Genomic DNA, 18907 nt, shown 5'->3' on the forward strand with positions numbered 1-18907 from the left:
GCAATTATCAGACTGATGTGGCAGCCTTAATGTTTCCTTGGCCAATAAAACAACTATTTGGTTTGAACTTTTCTTCTAACAAGTAGGCAACATAGGGCTGTAAGTATGATAAGCACTATACTAGGCTCACTCACCACAACCATTCGATCTATGCCGCTTCTCACAAACGTATTACCTGATACACTGCCCAAGCGAGAGCATATTATGTTTTCTGGCTCACCAAAGCAGGCTTCATCATAAAATATTGCATCCGCCGCGTAAAACGTATAGCCAACCGGCGCAGTTTGAGTCACTGATACCTGAACCTGGTATTCTCCTGGCGCTAAATCTCTTGGCATTGCAGCATCTAAATAGAGTTGACGTCGCTGGCTTCTATCCCCCGTATTTTCAACTGATGAGAAGCGATTATCAAATTCAAAAAGAGGGGCATCTATGAAGGGGTCTGCATCACTTTCAAATATTCGCCAAGTAATGTTTTGAATGGCGAGTGAAAAAAATGAGACTGTCGATCCGATGACTTCAAGTCGCTCACCTTCATTGAATTGCCAGTAACAGGGATCATCTTCAAATGGCTGACCTGAGCCCAAGGAAACAAAACAGAAATCGGGTACCGCCATTGCCATAGGATAACCAGGCGGGACATACACGCTGTCGTAGGGAACAGCAGGATTGATGTTTGAATAATAATCCCAATTTAACAAGCCAAACTCATTAATCTCTGAGGTTGGCACTAGTAAATCAATGGTACCAAAACTCACTGTTATTCCACCTCTACCAGCACCTCGAATCAGTCCTGCATCTGCAATGAAGCTGATTAACAAACTGCTGAGAATAAGTCCTTTACATATTTTGTACATAGTACCTCCTTTCAATATTCCTTATTTGTAAAATCGCATTGAGACAGTAAATCAAGGGAATAATCATAATTGGTCAATTATTAACCAATCAAGTTTGGCACTGACACTTCGTTATTACAACGAAAGCGATTAATTAATTCAATGAATGCAAGCTAGAAGGTTTTCTACCTACCTAAAGTCGTGATGAGGGCTGAGATGGTCTTAAATACAAACAGGGACAAGTATTGTGCAAAGCTGTTACAATTTGAAAAAAAGCGCGCGGTTTGAGTGATCACATTACTTTTGCAAAGCGTACAAAATCGAAATTTTATTAAGGGATTATCCATGTTTTCTTTTTTCAAATCTGATCCAAGCAAAAAACTTCGAAAGACCTACGATCAACTGTCTACTGAAGCGATGCTCGCACAACGTAAAGGCGACATTCGAAAATATTCAGAGCTTACCGCTGAGGCTGAAAAGTTGTGGCAACAAATTTTAGACATTGAAACGAAAAAAAAGCCTTAGTTTTCCCTCACTGGCGAAAATTCACAACATACTCCACACTCTAACATTTACTGTTTGAAGGAGTCTTAAAGTGAGTACAGAGGCTTATAGAAAAGTATTTTTAAAGCACCAGCGCACCTTTGTTTCTGCACTTGCGATATTCTCACATCCGAATGATCAAAAACGTGATGCATTGCTAAGTGATGAAAACAAAGCCAGTTTACATGATGCCGTGACCAAAGCGGCTAAAGGTGAAATTGTCACACTTTTATTATCTGACCACAGCAGCAGCAACAAAGCACTCATACTCAATCAACTTGCCCACCTCGCTAACGCACCGGTTTATCGACTTGATGTTGCTGAACTGAGAAAAAAGTATATTGGCGAAACTGAGAAAAATGTGGCGCGCATCATTGCCGAAGCACAAAGCACCAAAGCCATCTTATTTTTTGATGAAGCAGAGGCTCTCTTTGGTTTGGACGACAACACTGACCATATCATCGGCAGCTATGCTAATCAGGAAGTCAGCTACGTATTTAAATTGTGCAGCCAGCAAGCGGGCTTGTATGTGTTAGCAAGTGATGAGCCGCGCTTGGGTGAATTATTATATAAACGAGTGAACTATCACATCCGCGCTAATCAAATCTAAGCCCTCTTTATGGCGACTATTATCGACTCAGCGTAGCCCCCAATGTTAGTCCTACATTTTCAATTTTTTCAAGGACATCATGGTTAGCAAGTGCCAACTGACACCCCTGCCCGACTAAGTTATGCTCGGCGGAACAATCCACCTGCCACTGGCGCAATACATAGGCTGCGATGGCAGCGCGTAAGTGCAAGATTAAATGTCCCTCTTCCATCGCATAATCCAGCTCTATAGCAAGACTGCTAGACAAGCTTGGATGAGGAATTAAGCGCAAAGTAACCATACCCTGCCATTGTTCGTCGTAGGCACTTGCCTCATGCACACGAATAGCGCTGGACATCACATCAACCTGAGTAAAACGGGTACAGACAAAGTCGCGAAATGTGTTGCTCTTGCGGTCATAAGCACGCACGTGCCAGCGATGACCATTATTTACAATTGAATGCGGCACAATTGCCCGCTCACTCTCGCCCGATGATACAGAAACGTAACGACATTTAATCGCTAATCGGTTATGAATGGCGCGCATGATACTGGCAATGATATTGGCATCGGGATGGATTAGCCGCACCGCATCAAAACACTGTTCGGATGGTTGTACCCCACTTGAAATACCATTTCCAAAACCTCGACTGAGAGAGGTTAAGATCACTTCGGGATTGTGCTTAAACAGGGGGTTAAAATGCTCACCACGATGGTAGCGTTTAGTTTGATGTATGAGGTGCAAGTTGTCCGGAGCCAGTTCTTTGTAGGTAGTAAAATCGCGCGTACTAGCCGCTAAACCGGTCTGAAATCGTTGAATAAGTTCTGTGCGTGCCACGTGGCCAAAATACTGCAAGCTAAAATCAATAAAAGCTAATCGGTCTTGTTGAGCATGGCTCAGAGCGGCAATTTGCTGCTGAATATCTAGAACGTGTTGAGACATTAACATAAACTCATTTTGATTACATGTAGTCAGATTACCCGCAATTTATTCAACAAGCAATCATTTTGATGACACCTTTTTGATTGCCTTACTCGGCAGGAACGGGCAATACCCCTTTGTGAATAAAATCATGCAAATTAAATGTCAAAGGCTGACCTTGGCCTGCTTGCGTGAAACTGACCTTATTACTCTGAGTTAAGCAGAGCCAATTTTGGCAAGACTCAGGCTCTTTAGACACAATGGCAGTGGGTTTGGCAATGGCGATATTCATACCATCCTGCGCCCTCGCTGATTGATAACGGATCACTTCAATCTGTTGGTTTATCTGCAAATACTCACCCACAGTTTGACAAAAATGATAATTATCAACACTGACTAACGCACTTTCAAACGAGTTGAAGTGCTGTAGGCTTAAGTCGGCACATAGATTACTGTTGACCTGCAAACTAAACATCATATGTTGTGAGTGAATGGGCTTTTCGTAAGGATCTTGCATGTGATGTAAAAACACAAAACGATAATAAGCCACTTCAGCTAGTACTGTTTTTTCGTTTTCGCTGGCGTAAAAAAAACTCGGTAATAAACGGCTACCGAAACGTGAGCCATATTTCAATGGAGGGTATCGAAAAGGGGTTTTAAGCAAATAATGCATGTGTTCTGTATTTGACCTGTAACGCGGTTTCACCTCATCCAACATTTGCTCTAATAAATATTGTTCGTCTAGGTCGTCTACCAATTTCATGGTCGCCGCTACTTCTTGCGTTTCAACTAAGCGTTTTACCCTACCCGAATATGAAATAGGACACGGACTTTGTTTATAGCACTCAGTAAAATTAGTTAGCGACATCATGGCCAGCTATATTTTGCCGCGCATTGCGTCAAGATAATCATTGGTTTGCATTAATCCCTGCACTGTTTGCACCAGTTCAGCTGGCTTGCCCCCTAAGGCGCTGTTAGGTGTTATGAACCAATGACGCATAAAACCTTGATCGCCGCCTGATATGGCAAATAAAGATCGATAAAGCCGAATAAAATGTAAAGATAATTCAGATGACTTTGATTCAGCCCCCAAGCCAATACCTTCTTTACGGGACAACGTTGAGCGGTTTACCCCGATAATTTTACCCGCGGTGGCTTTATTCACGCCTAACTCAGCACAGGCATTGTTGAATGCTTTTAGTAACACACTGGACCGGTCTTTTGACTCTTTGATATTAGCAAGCGCTGACATCGTTAACTCCTTTGTTAGGGACAAAACGGGTTAGATAAGAATCTGTGTATTCAAACCTATCCTAGCTCCAAAATACGCAAATGTCACATATTTATTGATTTTGATGCATATGCGACATATTTTTATTTTAATCAGTAAACAAAGGATGTTAAGTATGAGGGAAAAACATTGAATTTAGCGTATGTAAGCTCATTATAAAGCGACACCTCATCCCAAGAAAAAGTGAACCTAATGAAAGCCGTTGCTTATTTTTCCTCTTTGCCTATTAGTCAACCTGAGGCCTTAGTCGATGTTGAAATGGATAAACCCGTTCCAGCAGGACGAGACTTATTAGTCAAAATAGAGGCGATTTCTGTCAACCCCGTTGATTGTAAAATTCGCAAAAATGTAGACCCTCAAGGCCAGGCGAAAGTACTGGGTTGGGATGCCGTCGGTATTGTAGAAAGCATTGGCGCTGAGGTGAGTCTTTTTAAAGTAGGTGATGCTGTTTATTATGCCGGCGATATTACTCGCAGCGGCAGTAATGCCGAGTATCAGTTAATAGATGAACGCATCGTCGGCTTTAAACCAAATACCTTAACTAACGCCGAGGCAGCGGCTTTGCCCTTAACGTCGATTACCGCGTGGGAAATGCTGTTTGACCGCTTGGACATCAATAAACCTGCCCATAGCAAACCAGTATTGTTAGTTGTAGGCGGTTCTGGTGGTGTTGGTTCCATCCTAATTCAATTGGCCAAGCACCTTACTCAGGCAACAGTGATTGCAACAGCATCACGTCAGGAGAGTCAAGATTGGGTAAATCAACTTGGGGCTGATTATGTCGTCAATCACAGACAGCCACTTAAAGCTCAAATTGACGCTCTAGGCTTAGGAGAAGTCACTCATGTTGCCTGTACCACTCATGCCGACCAACACTTTGGTACCCTTATTGAAGTGTTAAAACCGCAAGGTAAATTGGGTATTATTGAGTTTGCCAATTCTTCTGTCGACCTTAACTTACTAAAAGATAAGAGTATTTCTTTACACTGGGAGTTTATGTTCACCCGCGCTAAATTTCATACCGAGGATATGATAAAACAACATCACTTGCTTAACCGCATAGGTGCTCTTATCGATGAAGGCACAATTCAAACAACGCTTGGCCATCATTTAGGACGGATCAATGCAACGAACTTGCGCTGTGCACATGAGCTTAGCGAGAGTAACAAAGCGATTGGGAAAATTGTATTAGAAGGTTTTTAAATTCAACAGAACCTGCAGCAACAATAAGCTTAGAAGCCCCTGTGTTGCTGTGATTTGTTGGATAGCGCTAGGGCTTAATTTTTCTCAGCTTTATCAATAAGATCTTGATCTTTACGGCTGCACCACTCGGCCGCGACTAAAAGCATCATTAACATTACGCCAACTGCAACTAAAACGGTAATCATCTTGTTTCCTTTTTGAAATAGAATCCTTTACTCAAAATTGAGCAATTCTTACCCCACCATACAGCAAATTATGTGCCAATCATATGGATATAAAAAATTTATAATATTTTCAGCGGCTTATGAAAAAATTGGGTTATTTAAATAATCAGCAAAAATAACTATTTCGGTGCATTGTGCACCTAATTACCGACTGTTATGAAAGTATTACATTGCAAAAATCAATTGCTTAATCGCTGTTTGAGGACAACAAACTACGCTAATATGTCAGTGCCTGTTCTACCTAAGGAGCTGATCCATGGCTGAGAAATTGAATGAAGACGCCTTAATGGCCTTAAAAATCGCCTTTAGCTACATGCCTAAAGCGATTGAAGTAAACAAATACGAATACGGTGAGCGTTACAAGCTGGTGCTAGAACATATTGACACGGTCCGCGAAGAACTCATTGCCAATGATGTGGATCCTGAAGAAGTGTACGGTGAAATTAATCCAGACAGTACACCTAACTCTTGTTACTAGGCTCTGTCGGCTTTTATTGCCCCTCGCGCTGACCTTCTGTCAATAACACAGCGATATCATTGATAAACGTTAAAAAGCCAAGAAACGAGATGGGCTCTAAATCATAGCTCTTCGGGCCGGTGTGAGCGCTGTTACAATCTAAATTGCCAATGGCTCCCTCAAGTGCAATACCGAGCCCTCTTCATCGTTTTTAATCACTGCCCCACTGACAGTCAAACCAATGGCGCCAATGCCTGGGGCAGAGCTTGATGACGCTTTGCTGGGGCTATTAGCGACACGTAAAGTATAAGTGCCCACAAAGTCATCGATGTTACCTGGGGCCATTTTGACATAGGACGTCACGCTGGATTCTATAGCAACAAAGAATCCCAACCAGGTTAATGTTACTTTTTTATTCATCTTGCCGCTCACAGTAACAACTCAATCGATGGTAAAAAGATAACAAACATATGTTCAGAAATTTTGAGGTTTATGTGGATAGTCAGTGCAGTTAAACAATCGCTTGCCAGAACGTAGTTGCCCTATGTGTTAAGTCTCAAATGACTTAAGTCACGACAAACTCGTTGTTCTTAATTAAGCTCGCTTCACTTCTTACAAGACTTAGGGAACAATACCTGCAGCCCGATATAGCTGTAAATGCACATTGACTAGGGCGCTTATGTCACGCTGATAACCGCCGCCGATAACGGCGGCAACTGGTAAACCCTTTTGTCGGCAGGTATCAAAAACCAACTTGTCACGTTGATACACCCCTTCGGTGGTAATGTGCAAATGCCCAAGGTCGTCATTAATATGCACATCCACACCCGCATCATAAATAACGGCATCTGGACCAAAAACAGTCAAAGCAAGACTTAGGGCTTCATCGACGGTGCTAAGATACTCATCATCTTGAGTGCCTTTAGCAAGGTTAAAATCAAGATCGGAAACTTGTTTACGTGTCGGAAAATTCTTTTCACCATGAATTGATACGGTGTAAATCATTGGGTTATGGGAGGCTAATTTTGCGGTGCCATCTCCTTGATGCACATCACAGTCAAAAATGAGTACTTTATCTATCCCTTTGGTCTGCAGCATGCTTATGGCGGCTAAGTACAAGTCGTTAAATAAACAAAAACCCGAACCATAGTTGGCAAACGCATGATGATAGCCTCCCGTTAGGTTTAATGCTTTACCGTGCTCAAGGGCTAATTTTGCCGTAAGCACAGTGCCGCCCACCGCTGTTAGCGAGCGCCTTATCAATTGTTCTGACCACGGAAAACCGATTCGGCGCATTGCCTGAGGGTCTAGGCTTCCACTCACGAGTTGCTGCACATAGAGCGGATTAAAAACTTGGCATAATTCAGATACTGACATAGCGTCTGGTTGGTAAAACTGACTATTAGGCACGCCTAATGAGGCTAAACAATCACGAATCCCCTGATACTTTTCGATAGGAAAACGATGTCGAAAAGGCAGGTCAAGCTGACTGTATATTGGATGAAACACTAATGGGCGCATTGTATAAGGCATTTCACAAACCATTTTTTAAACCATTTACAAACCATAAGATAAGAATTAGCGTACTAGCCACATCGATACGAAAAACAACAATAAATGGATACTACCCTACTGTGAAAAATCTAATATATTTAAATTCCTTGTTCTTAACGTTTTGGCTTGCCCCTAGCACCTATATCATGGCGAGTGCACAAACCACCTACCAAGATCAAACAAAATTGCATCAAATAGTGCAGTCCATATCGACACAAAATATCGAGCAAGATATTACCAAATTAGTGGGCTTTGGTACTCGTCACACCCTATCTGACACCCAGTCTGAGACCCGTGGAATTGGCGCGGCCAGACGTTGGATAAAAAGCGAGTTTGACGCGATTTCTAAACAATGCGGTGACTGCTTGGAAGTGTATTATCAAAGCCAAGTGATAGAAGGTGAAAAACGCATACCTAATGCTACCGAAGTTGTCAGTGTAATTGCCATTCAGCGCGGTGTTAGCGATCCGAATCGTTATGTGTTGATGTCAGGTGATATTGATTCACGGGTTTCTGACGTGATGGATTTTACCTCCAACTCACCCGGTGCGAATGATAACGCCACTGGCGTAGCAGGTACCTTAGAAGCGGCAAGAGTGCTAAGCCAATATAAGTTTAATGGCAGTATCGTTTATGCTGCGTTAGCAGGAGAAGAGCAAGGTTTATTCGGTGGTAAAATTCTCGCTGAAAATGCCCAAAAGGATGGATGGCGACTTAAAGCCGTATTGAACAACGATATGATTGGCAACATCGCTGGCATCAATGGCGTGATCAACAATAGTAGCGCTCGGGTATTTGCTGAAGGCACACGCGTAACTGAAACCGAAAAAGAAGCCACAACTCGCCGTTTTACTGGTGGCGAAGTCGATTCTCCGAGCCGCAACTTAGCACGTTACATTGATTGGATTGCCGACAGATATATTCCTAATTTAGATACGATGGTAATTTATCGACTAGACCGCTTTGGTCGTGGCGGTCATCACCGTCCATTCAATGACTTGGGTTATCCAGCGGTACGCATTATGGAAACTAACGAAAACTACAATCGCCAACATCAAGATTTACGCAGCGAGAATGGTATTGAATATGGCGATACGCTTGCCGGGGTTAATTTTCCTTATGTCGCAAAGTTAACCTCGCTTAACGCTGCATCTTTGGCCAGCATGGCGTGGGCGCCTTCACCACCCGCTAAAGTACAAATATCGGGCGCAGTACAAGCAAGCACTACCTTGGGTTGGCAAGCCTCAAACAAACAACAAAATCCGCAGTTAGCCGGATACAAAATCTATTGGCGCTACACCGACGCGCCGCAGTGGCAATACAGCAAATATGTGGGCGATGTCACCGAATACACTCTGGAGAATGTGGTCATCGATAACTATTTCTTCGGTGTGGCCAGTGTCAGTAAAGATGGCTTTGAAAGCCCTGTGGTATTTCCGGGTTCCGCTGGCTCATTTGGCGAATAAACCTTAACAAATAGAAAAAGTCAGGGGGCATTTTATTGCAGCTCAAACACCCTTGGCATTTCTATCAACCATAAAGAGCTTTGAGGTCAACGTGAGCACTAAAGATAATAAACCCGCCTTAGCCCTACCAAGTAGTCGGCTGAGTCGTTTTACAAAATTGGGCTCGTTGGCTACACGAGTAGCAGGGAATATGCTGGCCGATGGTGTTAGCGAATTTGCTCGAGGTAATCGTCCAAAATTCAAAGACTTGTTACTTACTCCGGGTAATGTAACTAGAGTCGCTGACCAACTCGCGCAAATGCGAGGTGCAGCAATGAAAGTGGGTCAATTATTGTCTATGGATGCTGGAGATTTACTGCCCCCAGAACTGAGTACCTTACTTGTCAAATTGCGTTCTGATGCCCATGCCATGCCAGAAAAAGAATTGGTAAAGTTACTCACCCAACAATGGGGAGTCGATTGGCGCAAACGATTTATACAGTTTCCGCTAAAGCCGATTGCCGCAGCATCCATTGGTCAGGTGCATAAAGTGATTGACGATGATCTGAATCTATTAGCCATTAAAATTCAGTATCCTGGGATAAAACAAAGCATCGACAGTGACGTAGACAACGTGGCGACGTTAATCAACATGACCGGCTTGCTACCCAAAAAATTGAATCTTACGCCCCTATTAATCGAGGCCAAAAAGCAACTCCATGACGAAGCCAACTATGTGCTTGAAGGCCAACGCCTTGCGCAGTATGCCCAAATTGTAGCCAATGATGATGCGTTTTTAATGCCCCGCTTAGCACCGGCGCTCAGTTCAGATGTGGTATTAGCCATGACGTATATCGAAGGTAAACCAATAGAAGACTTACAGACCGCCCCGCAAGTCCTTAAAGACAAAGTCATTACTGATTTAATGCGTTTGTTGTTTAAAGAACTATTTGAATTTAACTTAGTGCAAACCGACCCTAATTTTGCCAATTACCTGTTCAACCATGATGAACAAAAGATTGTATTATTGGATTTTGGCGCAACTCGAGAGTTTTCAGCTGGCTTTGCCCAAGCTTACCGCCGCCTGATGCAGGCAGCTATTGCAAAGGATAAGCCCACTATTCAACAGGCCACTATTGAGATTGGGTTAATGGGCTCTCATGTGCCCGACCATATCAAGCAAATCATAACTGACATTGCTTATATTGCCTGTGAACCTTTATATGCTCAGCAGCCTTACGATTTTGCTAACAGCGGTTTATCTGCGCGTTTGCAAAAACAAGGCATGCAAATAGGATTAGACAAAGATTATATCCATACGCCGCCCGCGGATGCGATATTTTTGCATAGAAAATTAGGTGGCTTATTTTTGCTGGCCATAAAACTCAAAGCCAAAGTTGATATGGCAGCCCTGTTTAAGCCCTACCAATGATGGGTGAGCGTACTGCTTACTATCCACTATCATGGAGTCATTAATTTGTAAGGAGAAGCTTGCAAGGCCTCATTAAACTTCTATGTTTACACTCTCGCACCTGCACTTTTGTACGGTCGCAAAAGACAAAGTGACATTTTTTGCATCCAGTTTGGCTTTTCGATCGTTTATCAAGGTAAGGTACCCACTATATTGCAATATAACTAGGTAATAACCATGGAACATGAAGAGCATCTTCGTTTGCTAGGCAAAATAGCAGCTGGTGATCAGCAGGCTTTCGCTCAGTTGTATGAAGCCACTAGTCCACAGCTGTACGCAATTTGCTTAAAAATGCTTAGGCGTAAAGAGTGGGCAGAGGACGCTGTGCAAGATGCCTATGTAAAAATTTGGCATAACGCCGGTGAATACCGCACGGGTTTAGGCACCGTATTAACGTGGATGGTGAGTATTGCTCGGTATCGCGCCTTAGATTTATTGCGTTTTTATAAAGTGCGTAATGAGCAAGATATTGATGATTCGATTATGTTGAATGACGATGACTTGCTTGATTTATCTGAACATGACAAAAAACAACTGAATTTTTGTTTAGACGAGTTGGAAGAAACGCAAAAACAAGCGATTCATTTAGCTTTTTATTGTGGCTTAAGTCATCAAGAAGTGACTACCCACATCGATGCACCATTGGGCTCTACCAAAAGTATGATCAGGCGGGGTTTACAGTTATTAAAGAGGTGTTTAGGAATATGAATTATTTAATCCAACCAAGGCGAGATGCATTAGCAGCAGAGTATGTATTGGGCACCTTAAGAGGTGCAGCTCGCTTACGTTTTCAACGCTTGATCTTGCAATACCCAGCCATCCGTTCATCGGTTGAACAATGGGAACAGCACATCAACGCATTGGGCGGGCAAATTCAACCAGTTGCTCCGGATCCCGCCGTATGGGAAAAGATTAAACAACGGCTCGCCTTTGCCGATGCTCAAGTGCCAGAGTCAAATGTAGTGGCCTTCCCCAGTAAAGTAGTATCACGCTGGAAAGCCTTGTCATTGCTAGCGAGCGCTGCAGCCGTTGTGCTAGCGGTATTGTTAGTGCAACTACAACCTATTGAACCTGAGCCTGCCCAACAATTCACGGTGATGCAAAATGAGGCTAAAGAATCTTTGTGGTTAATTGAAATAACCACCAAAACCATTGAGGCCTATGCAACTAAAAACGTCAGTCAGCGCCAACAAAATGATTACCAATTATGGATGATTGCCGAAGACGGTAGACCACCGATTTCTCTGGGTCTTTTACCACAATCTGGCTTAGTGTCTTTGTCAAAACACCCGCAGTTTGATCAGTTAGATATTGCGGCATTGGCAGTCAGTTTAGAGCCCTTAGGTGGCTCGCCAAACGGCTCCCCAACTGAAGTGCTGTATGTCGCCGAGCTTGCTTTACTGTAAGTACGAGTAAATTACTTTTGCGCCCAAGTTCAAACTTGGGCGCAAAAATGGTTTTTAGTAAGCACCGGCACTGTAAATCAACTCGTAACTGTGGCTATAAATTTCTAATATATTGCCAAAAGGGTCTTCCATATAAATCATACGGTAGGGCTTTTCTCCCGGATAATAGTAACGCGGTGCAGCCATACGTTTTTTGCCGCCTGCAGCCACTATTTTTTCTGCTAGGTCTTCAACGTTCGGATCTTGCACACAAAAATGAAAGATACCGGTTTTCCAGTATTCAAAATTATTGTCAGGCGCTTGCTGATGGGGGAATTGAAATAATTCAACACCAATTCGATCACCGGTAGATAAATGCGCAATGCGAAATTTACCCCATCCAGCGCCAAATACATCGGTGCACATCTCACCTATCGCACTTTGATCTTCGATAACATCGCTGGGTGGCATGATTTGATACCAACCCAGTACGTCGGTGTAAAATTTCACGGCTTGTTCTAAATCTGGTACAGAAATACCAATATGAGAAAAACTGCGGGGATAAGTAGTATTCATAAGTGTCCTTTAAAGATGGATAGCCTTCAGCTTACCTAGCAGATATCATTATGTGAAATTATCAATTTTTATTATTTTGAGTATATTTACTAATGATTAATCCCATTTGGTTACGCACCTTTTCTACGTTGGTTGCAGAAGGGCATTTCACGCGAACTGCTGAGCGGCTTCATATGACGCAATCGGGAGTAAGTCAGCATATCCACAAATTAGAGGAATTTTTTAATACCCCCTTATTAATTCGCGAAGGAAAACAATTTTATCTTAGCGATGCCGGCGAACGTTTGCATGGAGAGGCTAAGGCATTACTTGTTTCAATGGCAAAGATTGAGCAATTGGTGGCCGCAGATCCTGCATTTGAAGGTCTTGTTAGAATAAAATCACCGGGTAGTATTGGTTTAAAGTTGTATAAGCACTTATTAGCGCTGCAACAACAGCATCCTAAACTGGTGATTGATTATCGCTTTGCTCCTAACCGTGAAATAGAGCAATCACTTAGCACCAATACGATAGACTTGGGCTTTATGACGGCTTTACCCACCTCTGCTGAAGTGGTTTCGCAAGCCTTGACGAGCGAACCGCTGCTGTTGGTGACCCCTGCGGAAATAGAACAAGTCAGTTGGGCTGTTTTAGCAACATTAGGTTTTATTAATCATCCTGATGGCGCCCACCATGCCAATCAATTATTGAAAAATAATTTTGCTGAATTTAACCACATTGACGAAGTAAAACAGTCAGGCTTTTCTAATCAAATTAGTTTAATTCTAGAGCCTGTCAGTTTGGGGCTAGGTTTTACGGTATTGCCCGCTTATGCGGTTGATGCTTTTCATCAAGCACATTTAATCAAGTCTTTTCGTTTACCTAAACCTGCAAGCGAAACAATTTATTTGTGCAGTCCTCGGCGTAAAGTTATGCCTGAGCGAGTCAAAACCGTAAAGAATGCAGCACTGAGATGTCTATAACTGAGGGCTTTTTCGTGCAGCAAAAAATAAATGAAAAATAAATGCATTTATTTGCATCTACTTGGTGAGGTGGATCGTTTGGCTTGATGACAAAACAAAACAATAGAGGAATATGTCATGAACAAGTCTTCATCAACACTCGTACTGAGTATTTTAGCAAGCGCTATTATTGGCCAGTTTGCTCACGCATCTAGCCACAGAGAAGCGCCAAATATCACTCGTTTTCCCACCCTTGATTCAACTGATTTTTATGCATTCAACAGTTATGAGGAAGGTCGCGGGGATTACCTAACCATGATCGCAAACTACATCCCTTTGCAGGACGCCTACGGCGGTCCTAACTATTTTGCAATGGATCCGGCTGCAGTTTACAGCATCCACATTGATAACGACGGAGATGCCGTTGAAGATATGACTTTTCAATTGCGCTTCCAGTCGATGTTGGCAAACAATAATAGCGGCATTGCACTGACGGTTGGCCCTGAGGGAAATCAACGTACGGTCGGTGTGCCCTTGAAAAACATTGGTGGTGTTAGCGCCGCTGACCAAAGCGCAGCTAATTTTAGCGAGTCTTATTCCCTAACCTTGGTTAACGGCCCGCAATCTAGCGGTACGGCAACGGTTTTACAAAATGCCACTAGCGCAATGGATAGCTTTCAAAAACCATTAGATTTTATTGGAAACAAAACCTTTACTGATGCGGCCGGATACCAAGCTTATGCAGACAGTTTTGTCTATTCGTTCGCCCTACCCGGCTGTGACGCAATGGGTAAAGTGTTTGTAGGACAACGTAAAGACCCCTTCGTTGTTAACCTAGGTAACACCTTTGATTTAGTCAATTATGTGCCAGTTGAAGGTGACAGTGCACCGGGTGCAGGAGATGGCGGCGGATTCCCGGGCGGTATTACACAATCAGCCACTAACGATGATCTTATTGATAAAAACGTTACCTCGATTGCCATCGAAATTCCAAAAGTCTGTGCAACCGGCATGGGCAACGGCACCATTGGTGCTTGGACGACGGCGAGCTTACCTCAGGCACGTATTCTCAACCCTGACGCAAGCTTCGCTTCAACAGAAGTTAATGGTGGCGCCTTAACTCAAGTATCACGACTCGGTAATCCGCTAGTGAATGAACTGGTTATCGGTTTAGCCGATAAAGATAAATTTTCTAGCTCGCAACCTAAGGATGACACTCAGTTTGCAGATTTTGTGACTCACCCCACCCTACCAGAGTTATTAAATATTCTGTTTAAAGACGCGGTGAATACAACATTGGGCGCCAATATCGAAACCCTTGCTCCCACGAATTTTCCACGTACGGATTTGGTGACTGCGTTTTTAACAGGTTTTGAAGGAGTCAATCAGCTCTCAACAGTTACCCCGTCTGAGATGCTGCGTTTGAATACTGAAATTGCTGCAACCCCAGGTGCTATGCAATCTCCCTTTGGCGTAGCAGGTGACGATTTAGCTGGTTTCCCAAATGGACGTAGACCTGGCGATGATGTGGTAGATATTGCCCTACGAGTTGTTATGGGTCGCTTATGTTATCCCATCCCCGTTGGTGGTGTTGAAACTGACTTAGGATTATGTACACCTGATGATGCAAGTGTAGGCAATGTGTCCTTTACCGATGGCGCACCGGTGGATTCATCGATGATGATGAACACATTTCCTTACTTAGCCACCCCTAAATCTGGCTCAGAATAAGGAGTAAATGATGAAAGCAAATAACAGCAAAATCGCGTTAGCCTTGCTCTGCTCGATGGGATTGGCTGGGTGTAATTTTTCAGATGATGAGTCACCCAAGCAAAATAAACCACCCGTTGCAGTCGGCGCTGATTTGTTAACCCAAACAGATACACCCATCATGGACAACTTAGCAGCCAGCGATCCCGAGAATGACGCCTTGTACTTTAGTCTTGCAACAGAGCCGATGTCAGGCACTGTAACAGTGATGAACAATGGCGCATTTACTTACACACCTGCTGCTAATTTTGTTGGTTCAGACAGTTTTGCATTTAGCGTATCAGATGGCATTAACGCTGCTGACCAAGCGACGGTGAATATCACAATTGAAACCTTGCAGCTGAGCTTTTCTGACTATAGTCGTGCAGCTTACGCACAAGCATCGTCGGACTCACCTCTGCCGATAAACGGTAGAAGCTTTACGCAAGATGTGACTGACGCGGCGGCTTACGATGATTTAATCAACAACTAAGTTTCACCGATTAATCAGGATGATACGTACTTACTACTGCTGCCATGGATGGCTTTTTTACTGTTAATTTTACTACATTGGGAGATAGCGATATGCGCGGCCAAGAACGCAGCTTAATGGTGTTACTCATTTTGCTCCTTTTATTTATTACCTTAGGTGCGTTAGCGAGTCCTGTTAAACCAACAGATAGAAACGCGATTGTTGCTCGCTGGGATGCTGACTCTGCCAATAAAGAAACCACGCTTCCTTTGCAGCAGCGTTTAGAAAAAGCGGCATGGCATATCGAGCAAGGCCAATATGCTGGACAAGCCAATAAACATTACGGACGCGCCAGAGCCTTGTTATCGCCTTTGCTTACCTCACAACCATTCCAAAATGATGTGATAAAAAACCAGTTTACACACAGCTACCTACTGTATTTATGGGCGCGAGTATTACAACATCAACACCAATTTAGCCAAGCGATTGAGCACCTCGAACACAGCATCGCATTAAATCCAAATAACAGCGCCGCTATTTTACTCAAAGCGAATGTTTTGCTCACTCAAGGACAATTTGCTCAAAGTAAACAAACCTGCGCGCAATTGGTAGGTAAAGCTGACCTACTCTTAACCTCAGCCTGTGTTTTAGAGGTGGGGGCCAATCAAGATCAGTTGGCCACCAGCTATGCACGGCTAACGCAGTTGTTAAAGCCAAAAACCTTACACAGTAATCAACAAGCACAAGACTGGTTGCTTCAGCTCGTTGCTGAAATGGCCCTTAAATTAAATAAGGCAAGTGAAGCGCAAAGCTGGTTAGCGAAAGGCTTAAACCACCAGCAAGATTTAGCGCAAAAGCCTCTTAGTTTTATTGTACTGTGGGCCGATATTCAACTTAGCTTGGGTCATGAACAAAGGGTATTACAGCAACTTGCCAGCATTGTTGAACACGCGGGATTTAAAGATGACGCCTTATTGACCCGGCTCAGTTTAGCCGAAAAAACAACTGGCCAACTTGACTGGCAAAATTTGTTAGCCGAGCGCATGGCGCTGAGATTAGCGAGACAAGATACTTTTCATAGCGCTGACATTGCGCGTTTTTATCTAGATATTGCGCCAGACCCCGAGCAGGCACTGTATTGGGCCGAAGTAAATTGGCAACAAGCAAAACTGTTTGACGACAAACATCTTTTGCACAGAGCACTATTAATGCAAAATAACGCTGACTAGATCTGAATAATCACTGCTATCGCATCAGCACTGACATTAATCCTAACCTGTTTTGGAATATCCACCATGAAGTACTTGTTCGAACGTTGCCATGCTGGCCTAATTTGCTTGTGTTTGATGCTGTATTGGCCCGTCGCGAACGCTCATCAAATGAGTACCGCGTATTTGCAACTGTCGCAAAGTCCCTTGCACGTATCGCCTTTTGAAACTTCGGCTGAAGTGAGCGCTACAACGCCCCGTTTGTATGGTGAGCTGCAATTAAGATGGTTTGACTTAGAGTTAGTCATTGGCTTAGATGCAAATACGGATGGAGAGTTATCGTGGGCTGAAGTAGATGCTCGTTCAAGTGAAATCAAAGGCTTTGTAAAGCAACATTTAGCTATTTTAAGCGCGGGCAATAATTGTGATTTACTGTTAGAAAATGACATTCAGACCGACATGCATTTTGATGAAGGTTATCTGGTTTTATATTTTAGCAGCAATTGTGGCTTGAGCGTTGAAGATAGCCAAGTTGCAGCACTGACGGTGCAATACTCGGCTATTTTTACCCAAGACGCTGATCACAAGTTGTTAGTCAACGCGGACCTCTTTCAACGCAAATACTCCGGTGTCATCGATGCGCAAAATCAGCGCTATTTAATTGAGCCAGAAAGTAATCCGCTTTTGAGTATCATTTCCACTTACATCTATCAAGGCGTCTTACATATTTTTAAGGGCACCGATCACATCCTGTTTTTATGCGCCCTATTACTCACTTGTGTATTACAACGTGTTAACCATCAATGGCAAGCCAAGCCGCAAGTAAAGCGCGTTTTAAAAGATACCGCATGGATTATTACGGCGTTTACCGTTGCCCATTCGCTAACGCTTACGGCCACTGCCATGGATATTATTGTGCCGAGTAGCCGCTGGGTTGAATTTGGTATTGCCTTGTCGGTCATGTTAACCGCTCTCAATAATATTTGGCCTGTGGTTTTACGTCTTGGCTGGATCACCTTTGCTTTTGGCCTGTTACACGGTATGGGCTTTGCCGGCGTATTAGGTGAGTTAGGGATAGATAAAGACCAAAAACTGCTGTCGGTTATCGCCTTCAATTTGGGGGTTGAACTAGGCCAATTACTGATTTTGGCTGCGCTACTACCGATTTTACTATATGTCGGCAAACGTCATTGGTATCAAAAATATGGACTGCAAGCCAGTTCAGCGATTATTGCTTTAATCGCCCTACAGTGGTGTATAACACGGTTTTAAAGTGACTAGTTTTAGGCTGTAGTATTTTAGCCACCCTTACTTAAAACCAGTTATGATAGTAAAACCGCCAAGTTGTTTAAGGAAATTGTATGTTAATTCAGTTAACGCCGCTTCAAGCCCGAATTATTGGTGTATTACTTGAAAAAGAAAGCACCACGCCAGACCAATATCCCTTGTCGTTAAATGCGTTAACGTTGGGTTGTAATCAAAAAAGTAATCGTGAGCCGGTGATGAACCTCTCTGAACAAGATGTTCAACAAGGTTTAGATGAACTCAATGATAAAAAATGTATCTTTACTATCACCACCAGTGGTAGCCGCGTGGCTAAATACAAGCACCGTTTTTGTAATACCGAGTTTAGTTCCTTGCAATTTACTGAACAGCAACGCGCGCTTATCTGCGTGTTACTGCTTAGGGGGCCTCAAACACCCGGAGAATTGCGCACTCGCACGCAGCGTTTAGCTGATTTCACCAATGTGGATGCGGTTGAGCATTGTTTGTTTAGCTTGCAAGAGCTCAATGGGGAGCAGCTAGTGGCTAAACTGGAGAGGGAGCCGGGCAAACGGGAGTCACGTTATGCGCACCTGTTTTGCGGGGCTGAGGGCGTGCAACTACAAATTTCAGATTCACCTAATGACAAGCCCTTTCCTCCAAGCCGAGATGCGGAATTATCAACCAGAGTAGCTGAACTTGAAAATGAAGTAAGTGAAATGAAAAATGAGTTGCGTGAACTACGAGAACTTATCGAATTATTAAGCAACTAGTCAAT

21 protein-coding genes are annotated in these 18907 nt (G+C 43.3%); 14 read left to right on the plus strand and 7 right to left on the minus strand.

Annotated elements, in window-relative coordinates; all coding sequences use genetic code 11:
* Positions 1-53: 53 nt before the first annotated feature.
* The gene (locus tag ACEN2L_RS16310) at positions 54-857 is read right to left on the minus strand and encodes a hypothetical protein (RefSeq protein WP_441745225.1); all 804 of its coding nucleotides are present in this window, start codon (positions 855-857) and stop codon (positions 54-56) included.
* 324 nt (positions 858-1181) lie between these two features.
* Here ACEN2L_RS16310 and ACEN2L_RS16315 point away from each other — a divergent pair, with 324 nt between their 5' ends.
* Positions 1182-1361 carry a DUF6435 family protein gene (locus tag ACEN2L_RS16315; protein ID WP_306021631.1) on the plus strand — a complete coding sequence of 60 codons (180 nt, stop codon included), beginning with the start codon at positions 1182-1184 and terminating at the stop codon, positions 1359-1361.
* Between the two features lie 70 nt (positions 1362-1431).
* A complete protein-coding gene (locus tag ACEN2L_RS16320; protein ID WP_441745226.1) occupies positions 1432-1989 on the plus strand; it encodes an AAA family ATPase in 558 nt (185 codons plus the stop codon).
* Between the two features lie 19 nt (positions 1990-2008).
* Here ACEN2L_RS16320 and ACEN2L_RS16325 read toward each other — a convergent pair whose 3' ends face one another.
* The 3 genes from ACEN2L_RS16325 to ACEN2L_RS16335 form a co-directional block, all read right to left on the minus strand.
* Positions 2009-2911: a WYL domain-containing protein gene (locus ACEN2L_RS16325; RefSeq protein ID WP_441745227.1), complete on the minus strand. Its 903-nt coding sequence runs from the start codon at positions 2909-2911 to the stop codon at positions 2009-2011.
* Between the two features lie 88 nt (positions 2912-2999).
* Positions 3000-3761, minus strand: a complete 762-nt coding sequence (locus ACEN2L_RS16330) for an RES family NAD+ phosphorylase (RefSeq protein ID WP_441745228.1) — start codon at positions 3759-3761, stop codon at positions 3000-3002.
* A 6-nt stretch (positions 3762-3767) separates the two neighbouring features.
* On the minus strand, positions 3768-4142 hold the full coding sequence (locus ACEN2L_RS16335; protein WP_306021627.1) for an MbcA/ParS/Xre antitoxin family protein: 375 nt from the start codon (positions 4140-4142) through the stop codon (positions 3768-3770).
* A gap of 231 nt (positions 4143-4373) precedes the next feature.
* Between ACEN2L_RS16335 and ACEN2L_RS16340 the strand changes: the two genes are divergently transcribed.
* Complete coding sequence (locus tag ACEN2L_RS16340; RefSeq protein WP_441745229.1) at positions 4374-5384, plus strand: zinc-binding alcohol dehydrogenase family protein; 1011 nt, start codon at positions 4374-4376, stop codon at positions 5382-5384.
* Positions 5385-5864: 480 nt separating this feature from the next.
* Positions 5865-6086 carry a penicillin-binding protein gene (locus tag ACEN2L_RS16345; RefSeq protein ID WP_306021625.1) on the plus strand — a complete coding sequence of 74 codons (222 nt, stop codon included), beginning with the start codon at positions 5865-5867 and terminating at the stop codon, positions 6084-6086.
* 138 nt (positions 6087-6224) lie between these two features.
* Here ACEN2L_RS16345 and ACEN2L_RS16350 read toward each other — a convergent pair whose 3' ends face one another.
* Together ACEN2L_RS16350 and ACEN2L_RS16355 are read right to left on the minus strand one after the other, a co-directional pair.
* Positions 6225-6485, minus strand: a complete 261-nt coding sequence (locus ACEN2L_RS16350; protein WP_441745230.1) for a hypothetical protein — start codon at positions 6483-6485, stop codon at positions 6225-6227.
* Positions 6486-6686: 201 nt separating this feature from the next.
* Positions 6687-7598 (minus strand): histone deacetylase family protein, encoded by a 912-nt coding sequence (locus ACEN2L_RS16355; protein ID WP_441745231.1) that lies wholly within the window; start codon positions 7596-7598, stop codon positions 6687-6689.
* A gap of 101 nt (positions 7599-7699) precedes the next feature.
* Here ACEN2L_RS16355 and ACEN2L_RS16360 point away from each other — a divergent pair, with 101 nt between their 5' ends.
* From ACEN2L_RS16360 to ACEN2L_RS16375, 4 genes are all read left to right on the plus strand, one after another.
* Entirely contained in the window at positions 7700-9085 is a 1386-nt protein-coding gene (locus ACEN2L_RS16360; RefSeq protein ID WP_441745232.1) for a M28 family metallopeptidase, read from the plus strand.
* Between the two features lie 91 nt (positions 9086-9176).
* Entirely contained in the window at positions 9177-10496 is a 1320-nt protein-coding gene (locus tag ACEN2L_RS16365; RefSeq protein ID WP_441745233.1) for an ABC1 kinase family protein, read from the plus strand.
* Between the two features lie 216 nt (positions 10497-10712).
* Positions 10713-11243 (plus strand): sigma-70 family RNA polymerase sigma factor, encoded by a 531-nt coding sequence (locus ACEN2L_RS16370; RefSeq protein ID WP_441745234.1) that lies wholly within the window; start codon positions 10713-10715, stop codon positions 11241-11243.
* On the plus strand, positions 11240-11941 hold the full coding sequence (locus tag ACEN2L_RS16375) for an anti-sigma factor (protein ID WP_441745235.1): 702 nt from the start codon (positions 11240-11242) through the stop codon (positions 11939-11941). The genes ACEN2L_RS16370 and ACEN2L_RS16375 overlap by 4 nt, the downstream gene beginning before the upstream one ends.
* A 54-nt stretch (positions 11942-11995) precedes the next feature.
* On the opposite strand, the gene ACEN2L_RS16380 is transcribed toward ACEN2L_RS16375, so the two are convergent.
* Complete coding sequence (locus tag ACEN2L_RS16380) at positions 11996-12496, minus strand: lactoylglutathione lyase family protein (RefSeq protein WP_306022070.1); 501 nt, start codon at positions 12494-12496, stop codon at positions 11996-11998.
* 92 nt (positions 12497-12588) lie between these two features.
* Between ACEN2L_RS16380 and ACEN2L_RS16385 the strand changes: the two genes are divergently transcribed.
* The 6 genes from ACEN2L_RS16385 (at position 12589) to ACEN2L_RS16410 (ending at position 18902) form a co-directional block, all read left to right on the plus strand.
* Positions 12589-13458: a LysR family transcriptional regulator gene (locus ACEN2L_RS16385; RefSeq protein ID WP_441745236.1), complete on the plus strand. Its 870-nt coding sequence runs from the start codon at positions 12589-12591 to the stop codon at positions 13456-13458.
* A 117-nt stretch (positions 13459-13575) separates the two neighbouring features.
* A complete protein-coding gene (locus tag ACEN2L_RS16390) occupies positions 13576-15168 on the plus strand; it encodes a DUF4331 domain-containing protein (RefSeq protein ID WP_441745237.1) in 1593 nt (530 codons plus the stop codon).
* 7 nt (positions 15169-15175) lie between these two features.
* Entirely contained in the window at positions 15176-15679 is a 504-nt protein-coding gene (locus ACEN2L_RS16395; RefSeq protein ID WP_441745238.1) for an Ig-like domain-containing protein, read from the plus strand.
* A 92-nt stretch (positions 15680-15771) separates the two neighbouring features.
* Positions 15772-16887: a tetratricopeptide repeat protein gene (locus tag ACEN2L_RS16400; protein WP_441745239.1), complete on the plus strand. Its 1116-nt coding sequence runs from the start codon at positions 15772-15774 to the stop codon at positions 16885-16887.
* 66 nt (positions 16888-16953) lie between these two features.
* Positions 16954-18138 (plus strand): HupE/UreJ family protein, encoded by a 1185-nt coding sequence (locus ACEN2L_RS16405; protein WP_441745240.1) that lies wholly within the window; start codon positions 16954-16956, stop codon positions 18136-18138.
* Positions 18139-18227: 89 nt separating this feature from the next.
* Positions 18228-18902 (plus strand): YceH family protein, encoded by a 675-nt coding sequence (locus ACEN2L_RS16410; protein WP_441745241.1) that lies wholly within the window; start codon positions 18228-18230, stop codon positions 18900-18902.
* Positions 18903-18907 lie beyond the last annotated feature (5 nt).

This window comes from Flavobacterium sp. W21_SRS_FM6 (assembly GCF_052119645.1).
Classification (GTDB): Bacteria; Pseudomonadota; Gammaproteobacteria; order Enterobacterales; family Alteromonadaceae; genus Paraglaciecola.

What these genes read in the sequence shown, in the direction of transcription:
- ACEN2L_RS16310 (WP_441745225.1), bottom strand. Translation starts at nt 857, where the DNA reads ATGTACAAAATATGTAAAGGACTTATTCTCAGCAGTTTGTTAATCAGC.
- ACEN2L_RS16315 (WP_306021631.1), top strand. Translation starts at nt 1,182, where the DNA reads ATGTTTTCTTTTTTCAAATCTGATCCAAGCAAAAAACTTCGAAAGACC.
- ACEN2L_RS16325 (WP_441745227.1), bottom strand. Translation starts at nt 2,911, where the DNA reads ATGTCTCAACACGTTCTAGATATTCAGCAGCAAATTGCCGCTCTGAGC.
- ACEN2L_RS16330 (WP_441745228.1), bottom strand. Translation starts at nt 3,761, where the DNA reads ATGATGTCGCTAACTAATTTTACTGAGTGCTATAAACAAAGTCCGTGT.
- ACEN2L_RS16335 (WP_306021627.1), bottom strand. Translation starts at nt 4,142, where the DNA reads ATGTCAGCGCTTGCTAATATCAAAGAGTCAAAAGACCGGTCCAGTGTG.
- ACEN2L_RS16340 (WP_441745229.1), top strand. Translation starts at nt 4,374, where the DNA reads ATGAAAGCCGTTGCTTATTTTTCCTCTTTGCCTATTAGTCAACCTGAG.
- ACEN2L_RS16345 (WP_306021625.1), top strand. Translation starts at nt 5,865, where the DNA reads ATGGCTGAGAAATTGAATGAAGACGCCTTAATGGCCTTAAAAATCGCC.
- ACEN2L_RS16350 (WP_441745230.1), bottom strand. Translation starts at nt 6,485, where the DNA reads ATGAATAAAAAAGTAACATTAACCTGGTTGGGATTCTTTGTTGCTATA.
- ACEN2L_RS16355 (WP_441745231.1), bottom strand. Translation starts at nt 7,598, where the DNA reads ATGCCTTATACAATGCGCCCATTAGTGTTTCATCCAATATACAGTCAG.
- ACEN2L_RS16370 (WP_441745234.1), top strand. Translation starts at nt 10,713, where the DNA reads ATGGAACATGAAGAGCATCTTCGTTTGCTAGGCAAAATAGCAGCTGGT.
- ACEN2L_RS16375 (WP_441745235.1), top strand. Translation starts at nt 11,240, where the DNA reads ATGAATTATTTAATCCAACCAAGGCGAGATGCATTAGCAGCAGAGTAT.
- ACEN2L_RS16380 (WP_306022070.1), bottom strand. Translation starts at nt 12,496, where the DNA reads ATGAATACTACTTATCCCCGCAGTTTTTCTCATATTGGTATTTCTGTA.
- ACEN2L_RS16385 (WP_441745236.1), top strand. Translation starts at nt 12,589, where the DNA reads ATGATTAATCCCATTTGGTTACGCACCTTTTCTACGTTGGTTGCAGAA.
- ACEN2L_RS16390 (WP_441745237.1), top strand. Translation starts at nt 13,576, where the DNA reads ATGAACAAGTCTTCATCAACACTCGTACTGAGTATTTTAGCAAGCGCT.
- ACEN2L_RS16395 (WP_441745238.1), top strand. Translation starts at nt 15,176, where the DNA reads ATGATGAAAGCAAATAACAGCAAAATCGCGTTAGCCTTGCTCTGCTCG.
- ACEN2L_RS16400 (WP_441745239.1), top strand. Translation starts at nt 15,772, where the DNA reads ATGCGCGGCCAAGAACGCAGCTTAATGGTGTTACTCATTTTGCTCCTT.
- ACEN2L_RS16405 (WP_441745240.1), top strand. Translation starts at nt 16,954, where the DNA reads ATGAAGTACTTGTTCGAACGTTGCCATGCTGGCCTAATTTGCTTGTGT.
- ACEN2L_RS16410 (WP_441745241.1), top strand. Translation starts at nt 18,228, where the DNA reads ATGTTAATTCAGTTAACGCCGCTTCAAGCCCGAATTATTGGTGTATTA.